At 43.1% G+C, this 22,023-nt stretch carries 19 protein-coding genes and 4 tRNA genes; 9 read left to right on the forward strand and 14 right to left on the reverse strand.

Going from position 1 to position 22,023, the window contains the following annotated elements; genetic code table 11:
* Positions 1–279: 279 nt before the first annotated feature.
* The 3 genes from yccS to L4D05_RS08470 all read left to right on the forward strand — a co-directional run bounded on the left by yccS (position 280) and on the right by L4D05_RS08470 (position 4,292).
* Positions 280–2,463: a YccS family putative transporter gene (gene yccS / locus L4D05_RS08460; protein WP_428793643.1), complete on the forward strand. Its 2,184-nt coding sequence runs from the start codon at positions 280–282 to the stop codon at positions 2,461–2,463.
* Positions 2,464–2,642: 179 nt separating this feature from the next.
* Entirely contained in the window at positions 2,643–2,855 is a 213-nt protein-coding gene (locus L4D05_RS08465) for a hypothetical protein (protein WP_428751249.1), read from the forward strand.
* A 177-nt stretch (positions 2,856–3,032) separates the two neighbouring features.
* Positions 3,033–4,292, forward strand: coding sequence for a hydroxymethylglutaryl-CoA reductase (locus tag L4D05_RS08470; RefSeq protein ID WP_428751250.1), 1,260 nt, complete (start codon positions 3,033–3,035; stop codon positions 4,290–4,292).
* A 186-nt stretch (positions 4,293–4,478) separates the two neighbouring features.
* On the opposite strand, the gene luxQ is transcribed toward L4D05_RS08470, so the two are convergent.
* The 5 genes from luxQ to L4D05_RS08495 form a co-directional block, all read right to left on the reverse strand.
* Complete coding sequence (gene luxQ / locus L4D05_RS08475) at positions 4,479–7,061, reverse strand: quorum-sensing autoinducer 2 sensor kinase/phosphatase LuxQ (RefSeq protein ID WP_428793644.1); 2,583 nt, start codon at positions 7,059–7,061, stop codon at positions 4,479–4,481.
* Between the two features lie 2 nt (positions 7,062–7,063).
* Positions 7,064–8,164 carry an autoinducer 2-binding periplasmic protein LuxP gene (locus tag L4D05_RS08480; RefSeq protein ID WP_428793645.1) on the reverse strand — a complete coding sequence of 367 codons (1,101 nt, stop codon included), beginning with the start codon at positions 8,162–8,164 and terminating at the stop codon, positions 7,064–7,066.
* Positions 8,165–8,234: 70 nt separating this feature from the next.
* On the reverse strand, positions 8,235–8,516 hold the full coding sequence (locus L4D05_RS08485) for a GIY-YIG nuclease family protein (protein WP_428793646.1): 282 nt from the start codon (positions 8,514–8,516) through the stop codon (positions 8,235–8,237).
* A 186-nt stretch (positions 8,517–8,702) separates the two neighbouring features.
* Positions 8,703–9,368 carry a YceH family protein gene (locus L4D05_RS08490; RefSeq protein WP_428793647.1) on the reverse strand — a complete coding sequence of 222 codons (666 nt, stop codon included), beginning with the start codon at positions 9,366–9,368 and terminating at the stop codon, positions 8,703–8,705.
* A gap of 35 nt (positions 9,369–9,403) precedes the next feature.
* Entirely contained in the window at positions 9,404–9,637 is a 234-nt protein-coding gene (locus L4D05_RS08495) for a hypothetical protein (protein WP_428751255.1), read from the reverse strand.
* Positions 9,638–9,827: 190 nt separating this feature from the next.
* Here L4D05_RS08495 and L4D05_RS08500 point away from each other — a divergent pair, with 190 nt between their 5' ends.
* Positions 9,828–10,145 (forward strand): DUF496 family protein, encoded by a 318-nt coding sequence (locus tag L4D05_RS08500; protein WP_428751256.1) that lies wholly within the window; start codon positions 9,828–9,830, stop codon positions 10,143–10,145.
* 310 nt (positions 10,146–10,455) lie between these two features.
* Positions 10,456–10,701 carry a YgjV family protein gene (locus L4D05_RS08505; RefSeq protein ID WP_428793648.1) on the forward strand — a complete coding sequence of 82 codons (246 nt, stop codon included), beginning with the start codon at positions 10,456–10,458 and terminating at the stop codon, positions 10,699–10,701.
* Between the two features lie 358 nt (positions 10,702–11,059).
* Here L4D05_RS08505 and L4D05_RS08510 read toward each other — a convergent pair.
* From L4D05_RS08510 to L4D05_RS08540, 7 genes are all read right to left on the reverse strand, one after another.
* Positions 11,060–11,133 (reverse strand) — tRNA-Cys (locus tag L4D05_RS08510).
* Between the two features lie 81 nt (positions 11,134–11,214).
* Positions 11,215–11,301: transfer RNA gene (locus L4D05_RS08515), tRNA-Leu, on the reverse strand.
* A gap of 95 nt (positions 11,302–11,396) precedes the next feature.
* A tRNA-Gly gene (locus tag L4D05_RS08520) sits at positions 11,397–11,472 on the reverse strand.
* Between the two features lie 35 nt (positions 11,473–11,507).
* Positions 11,508–11,581 (reverse strand) — tRNA-Cys (locus tag L4D05_RS08525).
* A 215-nt stretch (positions 11,582–11,796) separates the two neighbouring features.
* Entirely contained in the window at positions 11,797–13,242 is a 1,446-nt protein-coding gene (gene viaA, locus L4D05_RS08530) for an ATPase RavA stimulator ViaA (RefSeq protein ID WP_428793649.1), read from the reverse strand.
* Positions 13,243–13,275: 33 nt separating this feature from the next.
* Positions 13,276–14,937, reverse strand: coding sequence for an ATPase RavA domain-containing protein (locus L4D05_RS08535; RefSeq protein ID WP_428793650.1), 1,662 nt, complete (start codon positions 14,935–14,937; stop codon positions 13,276–13,278).
* A gap of 192 nt (positions 14,938–15,129) precedes the next feature.
* Complete coding sequence (locus L4D05_RS08540) at positions 15,130–16,623, reverse strand: VWA domain-containing protein (protein ID WP_428793651.1); 1,494 nt, start codon at positions 16,621–16,623, stop codon at positions 15,130–15,132.
* A gap of 271 nt (positions 16,624–16,894) precedes the next feature.
* Here L4D05_RS08540 and L4D05_RS08545 point away from each other — a divergent pair, with 271 nt between their 5' ends.
* From L4D05_RS08545 to L4D05_RS08555, 3 genes are all read left to right on the forward strand, one after another.
* Complete coding sequence (locus L4D05_RS08545; RefSeq protein WP_428793652.1) at positions 16,895–17,413, forward strand: NUDIX hydrolase; 519 nt, start codon at positions 16,895–16,897, stop codon at positions 17,411–17,413.
* 10 nt (positions 17,414–17,423) lie between these two features.
* Positions 17,424–18,428, forward strand: coding sequence for a low-specificity L-threonine aldolase (gene ltaE / locus L4D05_RS08550; protein ID WP_428793653.1), 1,005 nt, complete (start codon positions 17,424–17,426; stop codon positions 18,426–18,428).
* Between the two features lie 217 nt (positions 18,429–18,645).
* Entirely contained in the window at positions 18,646–18,966 is a 321-nt protein-coding gene (locus L4D05_RS08555; RefSeq protein ID WP_428793654.1) for a c-type cytochrome, read from the forward strand.
* A gap of 53 nt (positions 18,967–19,019) precedes the next feature.
* Here the strand turns inward: L4D05_RS08555 and L4D05_RS08560 are convergent, their stop codons facing one another.
* The gene (locus L4D05_RS08560) at positions 19,020–20,312 is read right to left on the reverse strand and encodes a DEAD/DEAH box helicase (protein ID WP_428793655.1); all 1,293 of its coding nucleotides are present in this window, start codon (positions 20,310–20,312) and stop codon (positions 19,020–19,022) included.
* 281 nt (positions 20,313–20,593) lie between these two features.
* Here L4D05_RS08560 and trxC point away from each other — a divergent pair, with 281 nt between their 5' ends.
* Positions 20,594–21,022 (forward strand): thioredoxin TrxC, encoded by a 429-nt coding sequence (gene trxC / locus L4D05_RS08565; RefSeq protein ID WP_428793656.1) that lies wholly within the window; start codon positions 20,594–20,596, stop codon positions 21,020–21,022.
* Positions 21,023–21,088: 66 nt separating this feature from the next.
* Here trxC and L4D05_RS08570 read toward each other — a convergent pair whose 3' ends face one another.
* Entirely contained in the window at positions 21,089–21,982 is an 894-nt protein-coding gene (locus L4D05_RS08570) for a helix-turn-helix transcriptional regulator (protein WP_428793657.1), read from the reverse strand.
* Positions 21,983–22,023 lie beyond the last annotated feature (41 nt).

A 22,023-nucleotide genomic window follows, 5' to 3' on the forward strand; every position in this document is an offset into this window, starting at 1 on the left:
CATCAATCGGTGAATGCCATCTAAGTTTCTGTCATAAATGTGAAAAGCAATTCAACTAACCATCGTCGAGATCGACAGTTTGGAAATCGGCATTGCGAAACCTTAACCACATTACGTTCCACCTACTTCGCCTCAGTGCCCCGTCAGCAAAAAGATGGAACAACTTAACGCTCGCCCCAAGGAGAGTAAGTTCAATCACTCGTCACTTCATTGACTTAGGGTATAACAGAGAAGTGACTTTCTGATAGAATGGCGTTTTGATTTAATGTAGCCGTTCTCGTGAGTATATTCCGTCAACTTCGTCTTCAGTGGGCTAATAAAACCTTTAACTACAGCATTTTAATGCTAATCACCCTCTTAGGCGTGGTTATACCAGCCTGGTACTTAGACAAGAATTCTTGGGTTACCCCTTTAATTCTTGGCGTCATTGCTGCCGCTCTTGCAGAAAGCGATGATAGTTTTGTCGGTCGCCTTAAAGCCATCACCTTAACCTTTATTTGCTTCGCCATTGCTGCGTTTTCAATTGAGTTTTTGTTCAAGACGCCATGGGCATTCGCCATTGGCCTGTTTTGTTCGACGTTTTTATTCATCATGCTAGGCGCGTTAGGGGCTAGATATGCAAGTATTGCCTTTGGGTCACTTCTCATCGCTATCTACGCCATGCTTGGTGCTCACGAAAGTACCAACTTATGGTTCCAACCTCTTCTGTTACTAACAGGCGCAGCGTGGTATTACTTGATATCGATGATATGGAATATTTTTTGGCCGCTTCAACCTGTCCAACAAAGTCTCGCAAATGTTTTCAAAGATCTTTCGCTATACCTCGATGCCAAGCGTGGCTTGTTCCATCCAACCTTCGATTTAATACCTCAGCCGTATCGCCTCGATGAAGCGAAGTTCAACGCAAAAACGGTAAACGCTCTCAATGCTTGCAAGGCCACACTACTTAATCGCTCTCGTAAAGGACATGTAGACGGACCTAGCGACCGCTTTCTAAGAGTCTATCTCATTGCCCAAGATATCCATGAGCGCGTGAGCTCTAGCCACTCAAGATACCAAGAACTATCTGCACAATTTGGGCGCACCGATGTCTTATTTCGTTTCAAACATGTGCTCGAGACTCAAGCTCAAGCCTGTCGCGACATTGCCTTAGCCATTAAATTGGGTAAGCAATATGATCACGATGACCGCTCGGTAAAAGCACTGGTTGAGTTACAAGATTCTATCGATTATTTAAACGAGCATCAGGAAAAAGCACAATACTCCTCACTGCCTCAGTTAAACTACCTGCTTAATAATTTGGCCACGGTTGAAAAGCTGCTGAGTAATGTTAGTAACCCAGACAGTGGGGTGGCAGATGAAACGGTCTTAGATGATACTAACCCTCATACACTGTCCGCAATGTGGGCAAAAATTAAAACAAATATAAGCACCGAGTCTATTCTGTTTCGACATGCAGTTCGGCTTTCCATTGCACTGACGTTAGGTTACGGCATCATTCAATTTTTCGATATTGAACGTGGTTATTGGATCTTACTAACCACTCTATTTGTTTGTCAGCCTAACTACAGCGCGACACGGAAAAAACTTTCTGCACGTGTCGCAGGCACACTCGTAGGGCTGTTTATTGGGGTTCCGCTATTAACTCTTTTCCCCTCTCAGGAAAGCCAGCTGCTACTGATTGTACTGTCTGGCGTTATGTTTTTTGCTTTCCGGATCAATAACTACGGCTATGCGACTGGCTTTATTACGGTGCTAGTTCTGCTGTGTTTCCATCAGTTGGGTGAAGGCTACGCCGTAGTTCTACCAAGGCTAATGGATACACTAGTTGGCTGCGGGTTAGCCGTTGCCGCCGTCTATTTCATTTTGCCTGACTGGGAATCACGCAAACTGCATAAAGTGATGTCCGACGCAATCCATTGTAACCGTCAATATTTGATGCAAATCATTGGGCAGTATCGTGTTGGGAAAAAAAATGACCTCAGTTATAGAATTGCTCGTCGACAAGCGCACAATGCTGATGCCCACTTAACTAACGCCATATCCAATATGCTCGCAGAACCTGGACGCTATCAACTTGCAACAGATGAAAGCTTCAGGTTCCTTACATTAAATCACGCGTTACTTAGTTATGTTTCAGCGCTAGGCGCACACCGCCAACGTTTGGAAGATGAGTCTATTCACCAGTTGGTATTAGAGGCTCACCGAACGATTAACAATCACCTTGAACAATTGGAGCACCAATTAGCTACCTACTCAGAGGACTGTGTCTTTTCTACCGTTGATCAGTTCGATATCCATCGACGCCTCACCGAGTGGCGAGATGAGGATGATCGTTCGGCTAGAATGGTGCTACAACAACTGCATTTGATCTATCGCATGCTGCCAGAACTCCACATTTTGGCTAACACCTTTTCTACACTAGAAGATTCTAAAAAAGTGACAGCCGTACCCGGTCAATAACAGCCTAATTTGCTGATATCACTATAATATTACGTTAACAATCACCAACGAACCCTTTCTCCATAAGGGTTCGTTGGTTGCAATTCTCACCTCGTGCTAAAAATACGCTTACAATTCTCGGACAAATATTGACCGCATAATCTATAAATTACTGTTTAAATAATTAATAAGAATTGCCGATGAACGGATCTCATCCAGATTTGCTCAATACATTTGTCACAGGTGACCCAATGACTCATCAACAATTTGAACGACTTAAAGAACAGCTAAAGCTACTGTCTCCTCAACAGCTAAAATCGCTTAAAAGCGAAATATCCAGTCAATTGGAACCGGCGACGCATTCACTACTTAACGAAGATGAAATGAATGCTCTTGCACAGCTGTTCCGCTAAATTCAGTCTAATTCTGCGCCTATTTTGACAAAATTGTTTACAAGTATTACCAATCTTTTGAGAAAAGAACCGGAAATCAAGCACAAGACAATACTATCTTAGCTTGGTGGCCGGAATTGACTTGTATCTGACGCTGACCTAAGTAGAATTCTCCCAAACTGTTCTACCACGACTGAAATGCCCAAAATTAACCTACATAAACGAGACTATCTTGACAATATTACTCAAGATGACGCTCTGACTGAATTACAAAGCAAGCTCGCACCCAAGATGCACGCTTCAAATCGACGTATCAACCGCAGCCCAAACTTGACTCAGCGTCAGGTTGATTACCGTTGGAAGCAGCTAAATAACGAGTCAGCGAAAGCGCAGATTCTCGATTCTCATACTCAAATTCAAATGGATGAGTACGGTAAAAATATCGAATTTTTTATTGGCACCCTAAAAATGCCAATAGGTACTGCAGGTCCAATGCGGGTTAATGGTTTGTTTGCCCAAGGGGACTATCAGGTCCCACTCGCTACGACAGAAGCAGCATTGGTGGCATCATACAACCGTGGCGCCAACCTAATCACGGCAAGCGGTGGGGCCAGTGCAATGTTGCTTAACGAAGGTGTAACTCGCACGCCGGGTTTTGCATTTCGTTCGCTTATTGAAGCAGGTCAGTTTGTCGCTTGGGTCGTCACGCAATTCGACGACTTCAAACTTCTGGCAGAATCAACAACCTCACACGGAAAGCTCATCGATATTAATGTTAATATCGAAGGCAACCACGTGTATCTGGTGTTTGAATATCTAACCGGAGATGCCTCTGGCCAAAATATGGTCACCATTGCCACAAACTGTGTATTTGAATTTATTCTTAAGCACTCTCCTATCGAACCTGAATTCGCCTTTCTTGACGCAAACCTTTCTGGTGACAAAAAAGCAAACTCTCAATCCTTAAGAAGTGTTCGTGGTAAAAAAGTGACTGCCGAAGTAACCATACCGGCAGAGCTTATTAAAAAATTCCTTCATACTACACCGAAGAAAATGACTGAATTTGCGCAAATGACCACCGTAGGCGGTGCATTAAGCGGCACGATAGGAATCAACGCTCACTATGCTAACGCCTTAGCAGCACTTTACATCGCTTGTGGGCAAGATGCGGCGTGCGTCGCCGAATCTGCCATTGGGATGACTAGGATGGAGTTAACCAAAGATGGTGACCTCTATGCCAGTGTGACCTTACCCAACATCATGGTCGGCACAGTCGGGGGCGGAACAAATCTACCAAGTCAAAAAGCCTGTCTAGACCTACTTGGTTTACACGGTACTGGAAAATCTCAAGCGCTCGCAGAAGTCACTGCCGTACTTTGTCTTGCTGGGGAGCTGTCGATTGTTGGCGCCTTTTGTGCCGGTCATTTTTCTCAAGCGCACCACAAGTTAGCTCGCTAACCTATTCGTTTACGTCAGCCTATCAATGCCTTGTCTAACAGTACCTTACCTATCAACGGTCTAGCCATGATAGGCAAGGTATGTAAGACATAACTAATTTATAGGTTACAGGTATCTCTATATTTAGAACGCCTATAAACAAAACCTTCCGAATATTCGATAGTTACGCTATTTCATCGACAATATTTACGCTCTATCATCAACATAGTGGTGATGCTTAAAATACTTTAACGCTTGATTGAGTGATTTCTCTTTGATCGGTTTGACTATGACGTAGTCAGCACCAGCAGCCATAAATGCGTCCCTTGTGGCTTCCAAATTATCCGCAGTACAAGCGTAAATTGGTGTGTTGATCTCATCGTTAAGTTTCACTTCTTGAGTGATTTGTATGCCGGAGATCGAGGGTAATTGGTTATCCATTAAAATCAAATCAAACGGCATACTATTCAAAAGCTCAAATGCCTCATGCCCGTCCCTTGCCCAATAAACATGCATGCCATATTTTTCACAAAATGCTTTAGCAATAAAGGCGTTAGTGTGGTTATCTTCAACTAAAAGAACCGCGAGCGCTCTATTGAATAAGTTAAAATCCAACTCAGGTTCTATGGCTCGCTGCTCAGCTGTCTTTTCCACGATAAATTCAACAGGCAGCTCAATAGTAAAACGCGTCCCTTTGCCAAGGCGGCTTTCTAGTAAAACATCACCATCAAATAAATGTACTAAATGTTTCACAATCGCTAACCCTAAGCCACTGCCTCCATACTCGCGAATGGATGTCGCTTCAGATTGAACGAAAGGATCAAAGATTTGAGACATCTGATCTTCAGATATGCCTATCCCCGTATCTTCAACGATAATACGTAATACATCACTTGAGCGCTGTAACGTAGGGTCTAAAAAGAAAGAAACCTTAACAAGGCCCTTGTGGGTAAACTTGATGGCATTACTAACTAAATTAAAGAGAATCTGGTTTAATCTTACTTGGTCCGTGTTAAGTATTACGTCTTTAGGGAGTTGATTATTGATAACAAAATCCACGCCTTTTTCAGTGCACAAAGGACTATAGATACCATTCAACGCTGTAGTAATCTCACTGAACTTAAAGGTATGTTTTTCTACATGAAAACTTCCATTTTCTATTTTTGCAAAATCAAGAACGTCATTGAGAACGGCCAGTAAATGTTCACCACTTTGACATAGCACGCCAATTTGTTCTTGATAATTACTTTCAACGCTCCCCTGCTTAAGCAGCTGTGAAATACCCAATATTCCATTGAGTGGCGTTCGTATTTCATGACTCATTTTAGCCAAGAAATCGGTGCGAGCCTTTGCTGCAGATTCTGCTTCTTTACGGGCTTTTTTACTTTGTCGTTCAGCTTCAATCAAAACCGTAATGTCCTGCCCTTGGGCAAGTACCAACGTTTTAATACCATTCGGCTGTATCGCGGATAAATTCCAACGATACACTTTGTCACCAATCGGTACGTTTATTCCCGTAAGAGTGGCGCCTAGGTTTGCTTTTTGCACATGCGTTTGCATCAATTGAACAAATGCTAAATAGGTTTCACTACCACTACTATCCGAATCCATCGACAAACCAAGTGCTTTTTTACCCGCCGGATTAATGCGCATGATAGTAGAAGTATCAGACCATACAATTATCGGTGACAATGAGAAATTGAATAGATCCTGAAAGAGTTTTTTCTGCTCGGACAATCGATCAAACGTGTCGCTTAATGTAAGTCCTATGTGGTTAAACTCGTAGATAGAAGAACCCGTGAACTTCTTAAAATCACCCTCATTTCCCGCCACTTTGGTATATGACATGAGCTTAGCTAGCTCTATGCTCACTTTTTTATTCAACCACTTGCGAGTGACAAATGACACCGAAACAATCACAGCCAATGAAAGAGCAATCCAAACCAAGTAGCTGTTACGTAGCACCAGCACACTAGGGTTACGCTGAATTGAATACACCTTAAGCACGTGCTTATTAAGACCTACTGAAAGGTTTGTCTCAGATATTAATAACTTTCCAAAATCCTTCTTACCATTTTGGATCATTTCTAGAATAGATAGGTGAGTATAGTTATCTTCTTCAGAAATGGTTGACGCAACAAAGCGATCATCAAACTTTAAAAGCACGTCATCACTATTACTGCCACTCATTATGCTAGATAGTAGACCAGCGTTGTCATTTAAAACAATGCCGACAAATACATAACCAAGCACTTCTCCAGACTCGCTATTAATAACGGGGGTACGACGAACAAGAATAAATAGCTCACCTAGTTGAGAGTCCACTCGAACCGTATTCCAATTACTGTGGGCACCCACTTGAAGAAGTATGTCTTGTAGGCTGTGATCCTCCAAACCATAAAAGAGAGCATTACCGTCGTCCCAGATAATATCAGTTAGGTGCGTAATAAAACGAAAATCCGGCGAATGCACAGGCTCTAAGTTGTCTTCTCTTAGAAAAAAGTAGTCAAGTGAACGACTGTCATAATTGTCAAAAAACTGCTCAACCGTATCACTTTTGGCGTTGCTATCCTGAAGTACTTTTAATGAAGCTAAACGATAATCGAAGTAATTTCTAACCAAACTGCTTGTCTGACGTGACGTGCGTTGTACTTCTTCCCTAACTAAGTCACGACTCAGGTGCCAACTTTGCAATAGCATACCTATAGTAAACAGACCAATCACCCAAACTACAATACGAGTAATCAGGGTGGCGAGTGTCTTACGACTATTAAAATCCGTTAGTGGCATCGTTAGTTATCGGAATAGCGGAAGGCTTGCGCTTTGAGTCGCTCAATTTTTGTCGCTGAGTCGTCACTAGTAACTAGCTCAAAGTCGCCTGAAAAGACCGTTGGAACAGGTTTACTTTCCAAATCCCATTTAATCGCCTCTGCCATCGCAACACCTGTATCGTCGTTCATCCGCATTACAGTGACGTCTAGGTCTCCTTTCTTTATGGCGTCTAGTTCAGCAGAGCCTCCACCCCACCCATTAATGACAACATCATCTCGCTTAAGCTCTTTAATAGCTTCAGCTGCCCCTAGCGCAACATCGGTTGCACAAGCATAAATAAACTTAATCTCAGGATGCTCAGTTAAGGTATCAATCGCGGCTTGATAACCGCTTTCTTTATTAGCTTTGGTGTAATATGAAGAGGCTAACCGATAGCTATCTTCAGCCGACATATCCTGAATAAACGTTCCCCCCCTTGCATCACTCACATAACCTTCCGAGAAATACAAAACGGAATACGCACTCTTTTCAGATACCGTCTGCTTAAAGTAGCTGGCTAACACATGGCTTCCTTTTACGTGGTCAAACCCCACATACATAAATGGCTGAGTACTCGACCACTCCTTCACTGGCGTTGTGATATTTTGCAAAATTAGCTTCGTATCGGTCGAATGTAATACGTGTTCAATAAATTTACGGTGACGTGTCGTATCTAGAGTAAAAATCAAATAGCCAGATTTATTTTTTACCGCTTCCATCAAAGATACGCTTTGTTGGCGTATATCAATGTTAGGACGAGTAAAAACTTGGTTGATTTCATAATCAATGCCTAGCTCATCCATTCGAGACTCAAAAGCTTTAATATTACGGACCCAATAGTCCGATACCTGTTGTCCAGGATATACAACTGATATGGTCACAGGCTCTTTTTGAGTAATGGAAAGCGGGACAGCTGGCGCTCTAACAGCTTGAGATAGTGATTCAGTTAGTAGATTTTGTTGAGGAAATTCGTTGAGGAATTCATGATACTCCCAATAACCAGGGAGAGATTCACTCGACCACGCGGGTGCAGAGCAAGCAATGAGCAATGTTTGACTTAACAGAGAAAACGTCTTTTTCATTAGTAATTATCATGTTGGCGTTTTATTACAATTGTATACAAAACTCCGACCTACAGCTAGTAAACGTGACTTACTCGCCTAAGATAAATCGCTTCGAATTTGCCACCAACTGCTCTTTTTGCGCTTTGGATAACTTTTTGATCGCGAATTCAATTTTAAGGGCATCACTTTTGTCCGCTGCTGACTGAGTCCAAACCAACGATAACGGTCCACGCCCTCTTAATGCTTTTGCACCTTTACCCGACTCGTGCTGCTTTAATCGCCGTGTCATATTATTGGTAATGCCACAATAAAGCTTTTGCTCGTTAGTTCGTAATAAGTAGACCGTCCAAGGTTCAGCTATTTTCGTCATTAAACATTTCCATTTTAGTAAACACGAGCAGTCGCAATAACGAAAAGATAAAGTCATCTAAATCTAATGGAAGACGAATACTGTTCAACTAATGAGCCCTTAGCATTACAGAGTTCACTAAGGTTACAGTAGTAAAATGGCGGCTAACATTAACCGCCTTTGTTACACTACTCAGTCTAAGTTACCCTACTCAGTCAAAGATACAACCAATGCCTTTAGTTCTGCTAACTCTGACTCCAGTGACTCAACTTTAAGCTCCAGAGCTTCAAGGCGACCGTCACTATTACTCGTATTCACAATTACGGCAGCCGCTGAAGCCTCAGCCAATGCTGCCACATCGACTTCGCCACTAAGCAAGTGTGCATATCGTGACTCTCGCTTACCCGCTTCACGCGGAAGTTTAATCACAAGTGCACCATGCTCACGAGATGCCATAGCATCTAGCGTCGCTTCTACTTCTTTAACATCATTAAAATTGCATAAGCGATTGGTACGGGTTCTTAGCTCGCCAGGGGTCTGCGCGCCTCTTAGTAGCATGCAGCAAACTATCCCCTTTTCCTGAGGCGTTAGCTGTAAGTCACCAAACTCCGTGTTACAAAAACGATGTTGGTATTTAGATACGCGACTATTAAATGCACTCTCATCACTGACTAACCTGCGATTAGTCAACCCTTCGAGTGTATCTTGAACTTCAGCCTCGCTCAGTGCCAATACTGGCTCACGATTACTTTTTTGATTACATGCCGAAGTTAGGCTGTTTAGGGTCAGCGGGTAATGATCAGGTGTGGTTACTTCTTTTTCGATAAGACAACCGATAACTCTTGCTTCTAACGGGGAAAGTTCAATGCTCATATGAATCCTTTTATCTTTCTGGCTGATATTCTTGCTCAATGCTCTACCAAAAATGGCACTTTAATAACATGTCCATGCTGATCCATTATCACAACACGTGAACGATTTAATTCGACTTCGGTAAGCTCTAACTTTACTCGCTCGTCGATATAGGCTTGCTTGAGTTTAGGTGCTACACCACTTTTGCAAGTAGTTAGGGATGAGCAATGCTCTTCACTAACATCGATCTCACAACTCTCTTTAGGGTATCGCTTAGGACTCGGCAACATGACTTATCACACTGTAATCGCTCAATTACCGAAATCATAGCGCTAACTGCCCCTTTAACTCAATTGGTTATTAGCTAAGTGTTTAGATTATAATCAACAATCGTCCAGCATTGATCTAAGGACTGTTCTACAGTCGATTGTTGTGTTTTAATCAAACTAGATTTTGACGAATAATTTAGGAAAGGATTTTATGAGTAGTGTATTCGAAATCGTGTCTCAAGCACGTCGTAAGAACAAACTAAAACGTGAACTGCTAGATAACGAGAAAAAAGTTCGTGATAACCGTAAGCGCGTCGACCTTCTTGAAAACCTACTGGACTACATTAAGCCAGACATGTCACATGATGAAATTTTAACAATCATCAAAAACATGAAAGCAGATTACGAAGATCGTGTTGATGATCACATCATCAAAAGCGCAGAGATCTCAAAAGCACGTCGCGACATCAGCCGTCGTATCCGTGAATTGACAGAAGAAGACAAGCAGCTTGTTCAAGGCAAGAAATAATTAACTTTTTTCTGACCTAACAACAATAACCGCCCGCTATCATAGCGGGCGGTTTCATATTCAGCCTCAATTTCCCCTATCATCTCCAATTCAACATATTGAGTTATCTCAGCAACAACACCTCGAAGAAACGTTTGCGTAATCGCTAACCCTCTCCAATAGCGAAAGTATGGGTTTAATCACAGTTCTAGCCTTGTTAGTATTTGTCCCATACACAACTTACACCATTCGAGGCAAGGAGCTTCCTCGGTAATCTCAAGATGAGAAGAATTGGTACCAGTTAATCTGGCAAGATTTAGAGGAGCAAAATATGGACGCAAATATGGTGGAAATTCTTGGCTACGCAGCATCAATTATGGTGGCGATCTCATTAACGATGAAAGACATTGTTAAACTAAGAGTGCTGAATTTCATTGGTTGTGCGTTATTCACCGCATATGGGCTAGCAATTGATTCAATGCCAGTGGTGATCACTAATGGCTTTATCGCCTGTGTAAATGTCTATTTTTTAGCGAAAATGGTACAAGAGAAAAAAACTGTTAAATCGGCAGCTTAATAGTCAATGCGTCTATAAGCCATCACCGCTCATAGACGCTCCCTCACCCAGAATCAAATCCCCAACAATCGGCTATACCAATTCACTTCTCCGTAAGAAATCAAGTCAAAGATAGACAAGAAAACTGCTGTAATCAGCGCGAGTTTAATCAATTTATAGACAATAAACATGGTTGCTCCAATGGTGTTTTAGGTAGTCTAACGAGGGCTATTTTACGACGCAAGTGTTTTAACTAACGAAACGAATACCCAGTACATAGCACTTATATCAAGTTAGTAAGGAGCTCACTCGCCAGCCAAGACTAACTTCGCTAAACGTTCGTAGTATTTCATTAGGGGATGTAAAAATAGAGATAAAATGGAGGCGCCTCCCGGAGTCGAACCGAGGTCCACGGATTTGCAATCCGCTGCATAGCCACTCTGCCAAGGCGCCATATTGTATTGCTGAACTAAGTACTGCCTATGGTAGCAATACTTAGTAAATAGTACTTGGAGAAATACTACCTATAATAGATGGTGCCCCGGGCCGGACTTGAACCGGCACAACGCGAACGTCGAGGGATTTTAAATCCCTTGTGTCTACCAATTCCACCACCAGGGCACGCAATATTTTGCGATGCGCCAACCAATGTACTCTTTAATAAGAGTGGTTAAACACCATCTGTATCTCATCGCTTACGCCATAAGATTTTAATTTGGAGCGATACATCGGGTTCGAACCGATGACCTCAACCTTGGCAAGGTTGCGCTCTACCAACTGAGCTAGTATCGCAATTTTTCTTACATAGCCATTTCTCATTAAGAGAATGGAGGCGCCTCCCGGAGTCGAACCGAGGTCCACGGATTTGCAATCCGCTGCATAGCCACTCTGCCAAGGCGCCTTTAATATCAACACGTTATCGAGACACTGTCTCCGTGTGAGATGCATACTTTACGGATTGGGCAAGATTAGTCAAACAAAAATAGTAGAAAGATGGTTTGTATGCTTGGTAAACGCGCAATACGCTTAGCTATGCGCCAATGTGGGCAATATTCAATCGAGAGTTCCAGCCAAGTTCCCCTCTATAAACTACTCAATTTAGATAAATACCTATCCTCACCACTTTTTCATTATCCGCCCCACAAGGTTAGGGTGATAAGACCAACAATGATCAAACATATTCATCAGAGACGGATTGCCGTACTTGGATAAGTTAATCGCATGGAAACGGTTTTTGTTGTTTTTAAGCTCGTTAATCTTACCCACCAGCTCTTGTGACTGCTCTGGCGCGATAAAATCAGAAATAACAACCAAGTCAGCATTTTTGTAGGTATCTGATAACATCAATTCTATTGATTGCGTTAACACTGGCTCTAAGTCCGTTCCGCCATGAAAGGAATAACTTAAGAAATCTGCAGCTTCACGCAGCCCATCTTGTTTAGTTAGCTCGTACGTGATGTGTTGGGTTGAAAATAAAATAACGTAACACTCTCTGGACTCGGCTAAAGCAATTTGCATCAATGCATAAGCCATTGCCTTTGCACACTGCTCTGGGAAGCCGCTCATTGAGCCTGATGCGTCTACACAAACAATAAACGGGCCTTTATCTACCTCAATTTGGCTGTTGTCTGGTTGCGTAGTGCGAACCTTTTTTAACGTCCTTGTTTTACCCTGAGTCTTATAGTTCATCAGCCGCTTATCAGCCAAATGCTTATAAAACACCACTTCAAGTTCTGGGTAAGCAAGAAACATAGTTTCATTGGGCAGCAATTTATTCAGGTCATCGGACTCATGAATGCCCACAATGTCGTCCGTCGCTTCATCACTTAGCTCTTCAACCATTTCTGGCGCTTCAGTAGGCGACTTATTTAGATCAGGGTCATCTTGGTCATTTGCCATCCGACCAAGCTGTTCAGCAATGTCTTGCAAACCCTTATTCTTTTTTAAAAACTCAGCATGGTTATACATGACCTTAAGGTCAGTTTTGGTTAGCTTGGCAGCGGCCATATCCCACAAGCGACCAACAGCGGTCTCGTCCCCCTGCTCCGCAACGGTATCCATATTCTTCATGGTTTCCATACGCTGATAGAGATCAGTCAGAAACTTCTCTTTACTCGCTTCTAGCTCAGACAGTTCAGCTTGTTTAATGGCATCTGCGAGGCTCTTGTACCAAAGGTCACAAAAATAGCGCGGAAACATCGGATTATGGTGTTGACTATTTTTATCGAGCAAACGTCGCGCTTGAAGATAAAACGCTGAGTGCCACTCGAGTTTTTTGACAACGTCATTAATTTGAGTGAAAAACGTAGCCTCGTCCCAATGAATCACTTCTTGGTACAAAGCGAGTTCATGTTGAAAGCGTTCCGTTTCACAAACTCTGGTCATTCGCTTTTTTACTGAGCCTCGCCATTTCAACAAGTGCCCTTTTACAGAACGTCTTACACCGCGATTTTCTGTCAACGCGGCAACTTGGGAGCGAGCCATTAAATCGTTAACGGCGCTATCAACGATGCCAGAGTCTGCAATCATTAACGCTAAATTTAATCCATCTGCTCCTAACATGCCCACTCCCTGTTCTAGTATGTGCTGACCGATTTACTCAAAAAATGATCGTAACCCTTTCACTCTCTGTATGACTTTTTCACTTTCTGAACTGGTACTCTCTAGCGTTTTTGTCACCGTTTGAAGACTTACTTCCATTTCCGTTGGGATCATAGGATCAATGAAGTTATGCGGCAACGCACCATGGAACTTAGAACGGACGGAGCGCAAATGATGCTCCGCATGATGAAGTTGCGCTAAAACTTGCTGAGCTTGAGTTTCCCACTCTAGATGTAAGTCCTCATCAATACCCGACTTAGTCACCAACGTTGTTAACACAGAGCGATTGGCAATATCCTTTATCACCAAATTATTAGCGGCATCCAAATCGATTTTTAAGCGACATAAATGAGTATTCTGGTTCACATAACCATACACATCCCCGCCACCTTCCTTAATCGTCCGGTTTAGTTCATCACGAGGGATGTACACCCAGCGACTGTCGCCTTTTTCACTTTCAGATACCGACAAGTTACTGCGCAGCAATACCAATTTGATCAAATCTGTTGCCGGCCCCACTTTGTAGGATTTGGCAATACTGGTGTCATATTGGTAAACGTCCTTTCTTAGTAGCCCAGTTGTGCTTTCCATTGAAAGTGGCATCGCATATTCAGCTTCAATCTCTTCTTGCAGTTCGGCTAGCTTCTCTTTACCGTCTTCAATTTGTTGAAACACTTCTTGCTGATCAAACGCGTAATTTAAGGCAAAGTCATGCACCACGTTGTTTACGATTTCTCGTGACTCAGGGCTATTCCACAAACAGTCTTGTAGTAGCAATAGATCTAACGGGTTAACACTGTCTCTACCATTAAAAAATGCGCTTGCCTTTAATAGTTTAACGGCCTTCTTCCATCGTCTATCCGAAACATACAGATCCGACTCAGATAAGCGCGATTTATTTTCATCTGATGCAGTTTCTAGCAACTGCTTTAGCTGATATAGCTTCTCAAAAACATCATCACTGAGTTCTACCGTTTCAAGATCTTGCTGCCACTGGTGGTATTCTTCATCCGTAATGGCCAGCCCATCCGGAATCTTAGCCTCTTGCGGCGTTCCCACAGTTAACATTGATTTGAAGTTTTGCTTGTTTTGTATACGGTTGACAAAGATGCGTACCAACATGCGGTCATATAAGGCATCCAAACCACTGTCTTCATCAGGTAACTCATTCGACGCCGAAACCAACAGGCGCATAGGTACGCGTTCAATATCACTGCCATTTTTGAATGTTTTTTCATTCACGACCGTAAGCAGCGTATTAAGAATCGCAGGCCCCGCTTTCCAAATTTCATCTAAAAATACGACTTGAGCCGTTGGTAAATAGCCTTTAGTCAGGCGCAAGTAGCGACCGTTATCCTTAAGCTCTTGAATACTTAATGGACCAAACACTTCTTCTGGTGTCGAAAAGCGCGTCATCAGATACTCAAAATAACTACTGTTATCAAACGCTTGAATAAGGCGTTTAGCAATCAGACTTTTTGCAATACCCGGAGGCCCAAGTAAGAAAACACTCTCCCCAGCTAAGGCGGCAAGCAGACATAATTTTATGGTTTCTTCTCGCTCGTAAACGCCGTCAGATAGCGCAGCCGCTAGCTTGGTAATTCTCTCTGACCTTAAAGCTCTGTCAGCATGGGAAACGATAGTGGGTTTGATCATGCCTATACCTCTGAGCATAAATTTGAATGCATAAGTAAATTTATACATTTGTTGACATTATGTTACAAGATTTTTCATCATGTCTAACGTTGCACATAACATTAGACATGGACCTATCCATTTGATTTTACGTTACTTTGGCTGCTTCTGCACCGCTATAGCAGTTTATCTCTTAGCCTAAAGTATGAGAGATTACCCCATGGTACTTGCGAACCTTGGAGTTTCTCGATGTAGCTTCAGTGAAGTATTCTTAATAAACTGCCCCACTAGGCTTGGGTGATAGCGCCACTGATTATCGAATAAATCCAGCACATCGGGGTTGCCATATTTCGATAAGCATAAAGAGTGAAAGCGATTGTATCTACCTTTAAGAGACAAGACCTTTGTTATTGTTTCACTGTCTTGTTTTGGGGTAATAAAATCCGAAATAACGAGCAGATCTGCATTTTTGTATTGATCCCCCTGCATCACGTCAACGGCATAGCGCAATACTTTGCTTAAATCGGTCCCACCTTTAAAACTATAAGAAAGAAAATCAGACGCCTCTTTCAAGCCATTTGCTGCGGTTAAGTCATAGGTAATAAAAGTTGATGAAAATAGAATTACGTGGCATTCGCGCTTTTGTTCCGAGGCCATTTTCATTAATGAATATGCCATCGCTTTGGCTGACTTTTCTGGTGCTCCATGCATTGAGCCAGAAGCGTCAACCGCGATAACCATAGGTCCTTTTTCTTTATCGGCATGGCCATTAGCCTGCGTAGGTGTTTGCCATTGTCTTACGGTTCGCTGCTTACCTTGCGCTTTATATGTCAGAAGACGTTTTTCGACAAGATGTTGATAGAATACTGTTTCCAATGCAGGGTCCGCCAAATACATGGCTTCATTAGGTAGCATTTTGTTAATGTCATTACTTTCATGAATGCCGACAATGTCATCGGTTGCGAAGTCACATTTCTCCTCAACCACCACGTTATCAACGCATTCAGCCTTGTTAAGCTCCGGAGCATCAACATCTTGCGCCATCCTCCCAAGCTGATCAGCAATTTTTTTCAACTCAGCGTTTTTTTCAAGGTACTCGGCGGCTCGCTCAATGTGTTTCCAATCTTGTTTGGTTAGCTCTGACCCGGCTAAATCCCATAAACGACCCAGTGTGTGGCCACTGCCTTCTTTATGGAGGTTATCCATATCCTTTATTGTCTCAATTTTCTGATACAACTGTTTAAGATACTTCGATTTTTGCTCATCAAGCGTTTCACGCTGTTTATCTTCAACCGCAGATACAAGGCTTTCGTACCAGTATTTACAAAACTGACGAGCGAATAGAGACTCAGGTAATGAATGAGGATTTGATGATAGTCGCTGCGCGTTTTCATAAAATGGCGACTGCTGAGGAATTTGAGAAACCACGTGGGTTAGTTCTTCTTGAAACTCTCGCTCGGACAAATACACAACATGTTGATAGAGCGTCAGCTCAACTTGTAATTCATCCGTTCCATTATCTTTAATAAGTTTACGCTTGACGCTCTTTGTCCACTTGGCCATTGAAGCAGTAAAGCTCTGTTTAACCCCTTCATCACTCCCCATTGCAAGCAGGTCGGTTTGTTGAACAATATCCCGCACCGCAGAATCAATGATTCCAGATTCAGCGACCATCATCGCTAAATTGAGACTATCTGCTCCAAGCATGCAACACCTATTAAAACATCATAAAATCACAGACTTCCTGATATACAGAGTTTTTTAACAACGAGACAGACAGGTAACCCTAGTTTCCATTTTCGATCCGATAATGACACAACGTTAACCTTCTCACCCATCGACTTTTTTGCCGTGTTGTGCTCATATTACATTTACGCTTACTACTGCTCTAAATACAACATGACAAGTCTGTTCACTGCCACTAACAAAGCAGACAACCGGTAACGTTGTAAAACACAGAGCTTCAATGGATGAACTTATGGCAAACCGCATTATTCACCAATGGAAGTCTATTTCGTTGGTCGAAGAAGACATCACACTGCCTAACTCGAATACCGTAACTCACACCACGATAAAACATCCCGGTGCGGCCGTTATTCTCCCCCTCACCGAAAACGGTGACATCGTGTTGATCAATCAATATCGACCTTCTTTAAACAAATGGTTACTCGAAATCCCCGCAGGGACGATTGAAGAAGGCGAAGATGCAATGAGTTGCGCGCACCGAGAGCTTATTGAAGAAACGGGCTTTCAAGCTGGTGTGATGACATCCCTTGGGCAAGTCACGCCACTCGCGGGATTTTGCGATGAAATACAACACCTATTCATAGCCAAACGGCTTACCCCAAACCGTTCCCATACGTGCGATGATGATGAGGTTATCGAAGTCGTGACAATGTCACTTAAACAACTGCAACAGAAGATAATTGATGGTTGCATCACTGACGCCAAAACGATAGCGTGTCTAAGTAAAGCAACGCTGTGTGAATATATTTAGGAGAGTTTCAATGGATTTTCGTTCAGATACCGTTACACAACCAACGCAAGCAATGCGTGAAGCGATGGCAAATGCCCCTGTAGGTGATGATGTCTATGGCGATGACCCAACAGTCAATGCCCTAGAATCATGGGCCGCAGAGCGTCATGGGTTCGAAGCGGCTTTGTTTACCACCTCTGGCACACAAGCAAACTTACTTGGATTAATGGCACACTGCCAACGTGGTGATGAATACCTGTGTGGTCAGCAAGCTCACAACTACAAATACGAAGCTGGCGGTGCAGCTGTGCTTGGATCAATTCAGCCACAGCCGATTGAAAACAACCCTGATGGGACGTTGGACTTCCAAAAACTAAGAGCTGCGATAAAACCAGACGATAGTCACTTTGCGCGCACCACCCTGTTAAGCTTAGAAAATACCATTAACGGTAAAGTTCTACCCATGTCTTACTTGGCGCAAGCAAGGCAATTCGTTGATGAACACGGCTTAAAACTGCACCTTGACGGCGCTCGTGTTTACAACGCGGCAGCGGCGCTTGATATCGATGTCAAAGAGATTGCCAAACACTTTGATTCAATGACTATTTGTCTCTCAAAAGGACTAGCCGCCCCAATTGGTTCACTGTTACTCGGCGACCGTGCTTTCATTGAAAGAGCCAGACGACTGCGCAAAATGGTAGGTGGTGGCATGCGCCAAGCCGGTATACTTGCAGTGGCGGGAAAGCTTGCGCTTACGGAGCAAGTTGGGCAATTAAAAATTGATCACGCTAACGCAAAAAAATTGGCAATAGAACTGAACGCACTTGATGGCTTTAGCGTCAACGCAGATTTCGTAGAAACGAATATTGTCTTTGCCAAGCTTGATGAGTCGGTTGATATCGACGCCATCGCTCAACAACTAGCAAAAGATGGCATTACCATTACCCCCAGCAACCCTATTCGCTTTGTCACACATAAGGATGTTTCGTCCGAAGACATTGATGTGTTTATCCAAGCATTGAAGACGTTGTTGTAATCCACTCAGGAATATTTCTCTTTACGACAAATCATTTGTTGCTTAGTAATAAAACGGTATCTCTATCAAAGCTACCGTTTTATATCCAACCTAGAGCACGTTTCAAAGTCACTCAACGTTTATTGATTCAGTCCAATCAAGCTTCAAAAACCCCTTGAGCCTACCCTAAGGGAAAGGTTTACACTATACGTCTTGTTCATACTTCTATCGGATACTTATGCTTCGTCTTTTTGCTGTTGTTTTTTCGACGTATTTAGTGAGTTTTACTGTTTCGGCTAGTGGGTTTGGTGATGCCAATTTAGGTGAGCAAAAATCCCCGAGCTGTGTGTTTTGCCATAATCCAAATGGCGCGCCGACACAAGCTAACTACCCCAACCTAAATGGGCAAGATCCATTGTATTTATTTAATGCGATGAAGGCGTATAAATTGGGTGAGAGAAGCGGAGCATTGTCTGACATGATGAAGGTGCAATTACAAAACCTAAACGAAGACGACCTAAGAGATGTGGCCGCCTTCTATGCTACTCGTGCAAACTAGAATAAACGATAAAGTATAATTAACGATAAAGTACAGTTAACGATAAAGTATAACTAACGCTTTTTACCGCGATTGGCGTGGATTTTCATTTTTGCCTTCATGCGACGTTTGTCTGAAGAGCGGCTGCGTCCTTTAATTGGTTTGTCGCTTTCAATTTCACTCAGTGGCTTTGGTTCAAATCCAGCTAACCATTCTTGTGGTAGGCGAGTATCTAGTAGCCTTTCGATGGCTTCTAGCAAGTACTGCTCATCATGACTCATCAGCGACACAGCCAAGCCCGTTTGCCCAGCACGGCCCGTACGACCAATGCGGTGTATATAGTCTTCCGCTTTGTATGGTAAATCAAAGTTAACCACTTGCGCTAACTGTTGAATATCAAGACCACGCGCTGCGACATCGGTTGCAATAAGCGCTCTTACTTGCCCAGACTTAAAGTCATCTAACGCTTTCTGGCGAGCGCCTTGGCTCTTATCACCATTAATTGACGCCGCTTTAATTCCATCTAATTTTAGCTCTTTTGCTAACGCATCACTGCCTTGTTTGGTTTTGGTAAACACCAATACTTGCTGCCAGTTTTTTGAGCCAATTAAATACGCTAACAGTTCATGTTTTCGGCTTTTATCTACCGGATACACCATTTGTGTCACGGTATCAGCGGTCGTATTTTCTGGTGTGACTTGTACTTCAACCGGAGTAGACATAATTCGATGCGCCAACGCTTTGATTCGTTGTTCGAAGGTGGCAGAAAACATCATGGTTTGACGTGCCTTTGGTAAGCGTCTAAGAATGCGATTTAGATCAGGCATGAAACCCATATCAAGCATTCGATCTGCTTCGTCTAGAACGAGGTATTCGCACTCAGCTAACGTGATATTGCGGACATGTTGATGATCAAGCAAACGACCCGGTGTCGCAACGAGTATATCGGCACCACCTTTTAAGTTCTTTGTTTGCACCCCCATGCTAGTACCGCCATACGCGACAACAATTTTGATACCTGTTTCTTGCGCTAATGGGACCAGATTGTCAAAGACTTGCTGCGCTAGCTCACGAGTTGGCGTCAGAATAAGCGAGCGTATCGCGTTGTGCGCGCGTCTTGGCGTCCCTGACCTATCCATTAATTGTTGAATCACTGGGACACCAAACGCAGCCGTTTTTCCGGTTCCGGTTTGCGCCCCTGCTAACACATCTTTGCCAGCTAATACATGGGGAATGGCTTGTGCTTGAATTGGCGTTGGCGAACGGTATCCTAAGCTGTCTAAGTTATTGTTAATTATTTCACTAAGTGAAAACTGAGCAAAGCTCGACTCTACGGTTTGGGTCGAAGATTGGGTAGTGTCTGACATAAATTCGCCAACAAGAAAAATAAAGGGACGCGAGTGTAACAGAAAGTCTATCAGAACCCTACATAGCATCAATCTTGAAGTGATAATTTTTCATATTTGCTTTAATTCTGAATATGCGTTTCGAGAGGGCATTGCGAAGACCAGTTGTGAAGTCTTTTTGTCTTCGATATTCTTATTGTCAAAAGGACATGGCGATTATTTTTGCAGTAATCCATATTGCTCTATTGTGATTCTTCAATGTCAAACCGCCATAACACATAAAAACAAAGTTAGGAAAGCTCATGTCAACCGTCAATACCCGTTGCCCTTCCTGTAAGGGCGTTAACCGCATTCCATCTGAACGCATCATTGAATCCCCTAATTGTGGGCGATGCAAGAGTCCTCTACTAGATGGCGCTCCTATTGAAGGGACTGCCGATAATTTCGATACCATACTAAACAGCCATCAACCGGTCATTGTCGATTTCTGGGCCCCTTGGTGTAACCCATGCGTCGGTTTTGCTCCGGTGTTTGAGCAAACCGCGTCGGAACACAGCGGCAATGTCAGATTTGTTAAAATTGATACGGAAGCACAGCAACAGCTCGCAGCTCGCTATCAAATTCGCAGCATCCCAACCATTATGGTCTTTAAGAACGGTCAAAAGGTGGAACAGTTAAACGGTGCATTACCCAAATCTCAGTTTGAACAGTGGCTAAAACAATTTATCTAAGCCATTAAACTAAAATCGTCGTTAACTGCTCATCCAATTTCCGTATCTACCGTCATCGATTCCTATTTAAAGCGTATCGATGACTCTTTTTCTAAACTCCGAGGGTGAACAACCCACATGCTTAGAAAAACGATGGGTGAAGTTAAAAGGGTCTTTGTACCCTAGTCGCTCTGCAATCATGCCAATGGTCCAGTCATTATTGCGGAGCAAATCGCACGCTTTATCCATTCTTAAGTTAATCAGCCGACTTCTAGGCGACATACCATAGAGTTGTTTACAGATACGTCCGAGCTGGACTTCACTTAAAAACGTACGCTCTGCCATCGCTTGTACTGTCCATGGCAAGTGTAACTGACTTTCGATCAAATTAAACAACGCTTGAACGCGAACGGTAGAGTCTGATGTGGGCGTTTCAAAGCCCGTGATCAAACGACACACTTCGCTGACCAAAAGCTTACGATAACTCGATCGTTTGCCAATATCGTGGTAGAGCAACGTCATCAACGCCCACATACGCTCACAATCATGAAAAGGCAGCACTTTTTGCCCGAGTTCAGCAACAGGCTGCCAACGCGTCGTTTCCTTGGGTAAAAACCAAATCATACGCCAATGCTTGTATTGCGGGTTGAGTTCAAAACGATACGGCTGATGCGCAGGCAATACGACAATAGAGTAAGGTTCAATCGCTTCCACTGAGGTTTCCGTCGTTAACACCCCGCCACCCTCTATGGTAAATAACAAAGTGTGTACATCGACGCCTTTACGCTCCACATGATAGCCATCCACCAAGTTAGCCATGCCAGCCATAAAGATATCTTCGGATTTGAACTCGGGTATATCACTTTCCGCTAAAAATCGCTCTTCGCACTCGTCGGATAGATACACTTCATCTCCCCATGTCGATTTGATGGAGAATTGTCCAATGATTGATTTGCACAGGTTTTGTTTATTTTTGAACATGGTTATACCCGAGGGATTTCCTTATATTACACGCAAAATTC

This window comes from Vibrio nomapromontoriensis (assembly GCF_050337205.1).
Classification (GTDB): Bacteria; Pseudomonadota; Gammaproteobacteria; order Enterobacterales; family Vibrionaceae; genus Vibrio; species Vibrio nomapromontoriensis.

What these genes read in the sequence shown, in the direction of transcription:
- L4D05_RS08465 (WP_428751249.1), top strand. Translation starts at nt 2,643, where the DNA reads ATGAACGGATCTCATCCAGATTTGCTCAATACATTTGTCACAGGTGAC.
- L4D05_RS08470 (WP_428751250.1), top strand. Translation starts at nt 3,033, where the DNA reads ATGCCCAAAATTAACCTACATAAACGAGACTATCTTGACAATATTACT.
- luxQ (WP_428793644.1), bottom strand. Translation starts at nt 7,061, where the DNA reads ATGCCACTAACGGATTTTAATAGTCGTAAGACACTCGCCACCCTGATT.
- L4D05_RS08480 (WP_428793645.1), bottom strand. Translation starts at nt 8,164, where the DNA reads ATGAAAAAGACGTTTTCTCTGTTAAGTCAAACATTGCTCATTGCTTGC.
- L4D05_RS08485 (WP_428793646.1), bottom strand. Translation starts at nt 8,516, where the DNA reads ATGACGAAAATAGCTGAACCTTGGACGGTCTACTTATTACGAACTAAC.
- L4D05_RS08490 (WP_428793647.1), bottom strand. Translation starts at nt 9,368, where the DNA reads ATGAGCATTGAACTTTCCCCGTTAGAAGCAAGAGTTATCGGTTGTCTT.
- L4D05_RS08495 (WP_428751255.1), bottom strand. Translation starts at nt 9,637, where the DNA reads ATGTTGCCGAGTCCTAAGCGATACCCTAAAGAGAGTTGTGAGATCGAT.
- L4D05_RS08500 (WP_428751256.1), top strand. Translation starts at nt 9,828, where the DNA reads ATGAGTAGTGTATTCGAAATCGTGTCTCAAGCACGTCGTAAGAACAAA.
- L4D05_RS08505 (WP_428793648.1), top strand. Translation starts at nt 10,456, where the DNA reads ATGGACGCAAATATGGTGGAAATTCTTGGCTACGCAGCATCAATTATG.
- viaA (WP_428793649.1), bottom strand. Translation starts at nt 13,242, where the DNA reads ATGTTAGGAGCAGATGGATTAAATTTAGCGTTAATGATTGCAGACTCT.
- L4D05_RS08535 (WP_428793650.1), bottom strand. Translation starts at nt 14,937, where the DNA reads ATGATCAAACCCACTATCGTTTCCCATGCTGACAGAGCTTTAAGGTCA.
- L4D05_RS08540 (WP_428793651.1), bottom strand. Translation starts at nt 16,623, where the DNA reads ATGCTTGGAGCAGATAGTCTCAATTTAGCGATGATGGTCGCTGAATCT.
- L4D05_RS08545 (WP_428793652.1), top strand. Translation starts at nt 16,895, where the DNA reads ATGGCAAACCGCATTATTCACCAATGGAAGTCTATTTCGTTGGTCGAA.
- ltaE (WP_428793653.1), top strand. Translation starts at nt 17,424, where the DNA reads ATGGATTTTCGTTCAGATACCGTTACACAACCAACGCAAGCAATGCGT.
- L4D05_RS08555 (WP_428793654.1), top strand. Translation starts at nt 18,646, where the DNA reads ATGCTTCGTCTTTTTGCTGTTGTTTTTTCGACGTATTTAGTGAGTTTT.
- L4D05_RS08560 (WP_428793655.1), bottom strand. Translation starts at nt 20,312, where the DNA reads ATGTCAGACACTACCCAATCTTCGACCCAAACCGTAGAGTCGAGCTTT.
- trxC (WP_428793656.1), top strand. Translation starts at nt 20,594, where the DNA reads ATGTCAACCGTCAATACCCGTTGCCCTTCCTGTAAGGGCGTTAACCGC.
- L4D05_RS08570 (WP_428793657.1), bottom strand. Translation starts at nt 21,982, where the DNA reads ATGTTCAAAAATAAACAAAACCTGTGCAAATCAATCATTGGACAATTC.